2 protein-coding genes are annotated in these 3881 nt (G+C 28.2%); one reads left to right on the forward strand and one right to left on the reverse strand.

Annotation, left to right across the window (positions count from 1 at the left end; genetic code table 11):
- Nucleotides 1-636: 636 nt before the first annotated feature.
- The gene (locus NSA58_RS17180) at nt 637-2727 is read left to right on the forward strand and encodes a glutamine synthetase III family protein (protein WP_039678446.1); all 2091 of its coding nucleotides are present in this window, start codon (nt 637-639) and stop codon (nt 2725-2727) included.
- A 204-nt stretch (nt 2728-2931) separates the two neighbouring features.
- On the opposite strand, the gene NSA58_RS17185 is transcribed toward NSA58_RS17180, so the two are convergent.
- The coding region (locus NSA58_RS17185) for a hypothetical protein (protein ID WP_257560728.1) at nt 2932-3881 on the reverse strand (950 nt) is incomplete at its 5' end.

The raw sequence follows: 3881 nt of genomic DNA on the forward strand, positions 1-3881 counted from the left end.
ATCTATCAAAATTTATTTCTCTTATAATTTCTCTACATTTAAAACTATTTTCTACAGCTAAAACTTCATAGACTCCACTTTCCTTTACAATATTAGAAAGTAGCTCTTTACTTTTATTTGAGCTAGATACAATTAGAATTTTTTCCATAAGAATCACCCTTTAAATTTTAAATTAACCTATTTGAATTTTATTTAATATATTACAATAAAATGCAAGTTTATTATGATTAATTTCATTTTTTAAAAAATAAAAAAAGAGTCACCCATAAAAGAATGAAAGTACCCCCTGCTTCACATTCTTTTATAAATACTCTTACTTTCACATAAACTTAAAGCTATTTTTTATATTCATTTATGAATCATCATTTTATTTAGTAAAATTTTACATCTTATTAGAATGTCTGTCAAATCTTTTTTATTTTTCATAAATGCAATTTAATAATAAAAGTGCTTCTAAAAAATAATTCATTTTTCAAAATTCCAGTTGACATTTATGATAAAAGTTCATACAATAAATTCTATAATTATTAAACAGCAAAGGCGCTGTAGGTATTTTTACCTACTGCGCCTTTCTTTATTTTGAAATAGTTTTATGTCTTTATTCAATATTCTGATAATAAAAAAGGGGGAAATATTATGGAAAGACTATCTAAAACATTTGGGTGTTTAGTCTTCAATGACAATGTGATGAAAGAAAGATTGCCAAAGGATATATATTCAGTTTTAAAAAATACTATACATCAAGGTAAACCACTTGATATTAAAATTGCAAATGTAGTTGCAAATACTATGAAGGACTGGGCTATAGAAAATGGTGCCACTCATTTTACTCATTGGTTCCAACCAATGACAGGAATTACAGCTGAAAAGCATGATAGCTTTATCTCTCCAACTAGCGATGGAAATGTCATCATGGAATTTTCAGGTAAAGAATTAATTAAAGGAGAGCCTGATGGATCATCTTTCCCATCTGGTGGACTTCGAAGTACTTTTGAAGCAAGGGGATACACAGTGTGGGACCCAACATCTTATGCTTTTATAAGAGATACTACTTTATGTATACCAACTGCTTTTTGTTCTTATTCAGGTCAATCTCTAGACAAAAAAACACCTTTACTAAAATCCATGGAGGCCATTGATAAAACTGCAGTAAGATTATTAAATCTTATAGGTTATGATGATGTAACAAGAGTTATAACTACTGTTGGTCCAGAACAAGAATACTTCTTAATCGATAAAAGTCTTTATAAAAAAAGAATGGATTTAAAATTCTGTCAAAGAACCTTATTCGGAGCAAAACCTCCAAAAGGTCAAGAAATGGAAGATCATTACTTTGGTTCCATAAAACCTAGAGTTGCTGAATTTATGAAGGAACTAGATATGGAGCTTTGGAAACTTGGTGTTTTATCAAAAACTAAACATAATGAAGTTGCTCCATCTCAACATGAATTAGCTCCTATTTTCACACTAACTAATGTAGCTACAGATCACAACCAAATTACAATGGATTTAATGAAAAGAATTGCAGATAAGCATGGTCTTGTTTGCTTATTACATGAAAAACCTTTTGCAGGTGTAAACGGAAGTGGTAAACATAACAACTGGTCTCTGTCTACTAATAAAGGTAAAAATCTATTGGAGCCTGGTAAAAAACCATACGAGAATAAAACTTTCTTATTATTCTTATCTGCAATTATTAAAGCAGTTGATGAATACCAAGATTTACTTCGATTATCAGTAGCAAGTGCAGGAAATGATCATAGATTAGGTGGCAATGAAGCGCCTCCAGCTATAATCTCCATGTTCATAGGTTCTGATTTAAAGAAAATATTGAAATGTATTGAAAGTGATTTGCCTTATAGTGAAGATGTTTTAAGTAGAATGGATATAGATGTAGATGTTCTTCCATCTTTTATGAAAGATACAACAGATAGGAACCGTACTTCGCCTTTCGCTTTCACTGGTAATAAGTTTGAATTTAGAATGCTTGGTTCTACTTGTAATATTGCATGCCCTAATACTATTTTAAATACTATTGTTGCAAATAGTCTGTGTGAATATGCAGATATATTAGAAAAAAGCACTAATATAGATAATACTATTTTTAAAATAATTAAAGATACTATGAAAAAACATTCAAGAATAATATTTAATGGAAATAACTATGCAGAAGAATGGGTTATAGAAGCTGAAAGAAGAGGTCTTTCTAATTTTAAAACTGCCGTTGATGTTCTTCCTCATTATGTAGATGATAAAAACATTAAATTATTCGAAAAATTTAACGTTTATACAAAAGAAGAACTTCAATCAAGATGCGATATATTACTAGAAGAATATTCTAAAACTTTAAATATTGAAGCTTTAACAATGATAGATATGGCTAAAAAAGACATAATTCCATCAGTTTGTGCTTATTCTAAATCTTTAACTGATACTGCTTTAAATAAGAAATCCTTAAGCTCTGATATTGATTGTAGCTTAGAAATTTCTTTAGTAAAAAAACTTTCTTCTTTAAATGCTTGTTTAGATATTAAAATCGAAAAACTAGACACATCATTATTAGAAAGCAAAAATTACTCCGCCCCTAAAGAAAATGCCGAATTTTATAGAGACAATATTAAAGTACAAATGCAAGAACTTCGTACTATTGCAGACGAGTTAGAGACAATAGTTGGCAAGCAATTTTGGCCTTTCCCTACTTATGCAGACTTATTATTTAGTATATAATTAAAGTATTTTGCACAAAGACGTGTATACAAACCTTAAAATAGGTTTGGCTGCACACCTTATTTTTTATCAAATTTCAACAATATCTGTTTGTTAACATTCAGCTTACCCGATAAGTATAAGCAATTTTTTATAAAGACATAGCTCAAGTTTTAATCTCATAAAAAAGTCTCATTATAAATACTTCTAGTGAGACTTCCTTCTTTATATTTCAAACTCAATAACTTCTTCTGGTATTTTTACATATTTTGAAAATAATTCAATTTCTATAGTTGAATCAAAATCCTTAGGAACAGATTTTAATTCATCCGTATATTTAACATGTCCATTCACTCCTATTTCAGAGTTGAAATTCATAAACATTGCCATACTTTCTGAATACTTTGGAAAACTTTCCAAGTAGTCTTTACATAAAAACTTAAGTTGTACGTCATTTTCACTTTCATAGGAAATTGTTATTAAATCATTTCCTTCAGGACATTGGCTTCTTGTACATGAAATATATTGTTCTTTATATTCCTGTTTCGTATCTTCATCAAGACCATCTACCATATTATCTAATTCTTCATAAATTTCTTTCCAAATATCATATTTTTTTACTTCATCTAAATAAAAGAATTCCTCTTCATTATAATAAATTTTATTGTTTTTTTCTTTTTCCCCAATACTTATAGTAAAAGGGTATTCTATTAACTCTTCTTTAAGTTGTTCATCGACTGTAAGACTAATAGATATATTTTCTTTTTTATTTATTATTGGAAATTTTTCTTCTTCATTTTGATCAAACTTACCAAAATATATATTACTTAAATCTACATCATCATATTCGTCAGATATTAGTCCCATTTCTATATAACGTTTTATGGCTAATCTATCTTCTGTATTATGATATTCCAATGATCCTATACAACCCCCTTGAAAACTTAATATATTCCCTTGCATATTCATTTCCTTAATAAATATATTTAAACTTCCATCATTATTAATAATACTTTCTTTTAGTTCTTCTCTATTTGTAATTTGCCTTTTTTCCTCCTCAAAGTCATCAGTCTTTTTTTCTTCAAAAACTCTATCACTTTTATATAAAACATAAAGCTTATTACATTCCTCTTCTTCCACAAAACTTAATAAAAGTACCTCCTTACCTTGAACTT

Origin of the sequence: Terrisporobacter muris (assembly GCF_024621905.1) — a bacterium.
Taxonomy (GTDB): Bacteria; Bacillota; Clostridia; order Peptostreptococcales; family Peptostreptococcaceae; genus Terrisporobacter; species Terrisporobacter muris.

Excerpts from the sequence above, each read along its gene's own strand:
- NSA58_RS17180 (WP_039678446.1), top strand. The coding sequence starts at position 637 with ATGGAAAGACTATCTAAAACATTTGGGTGTTTAGTCTTCAATGACAAT.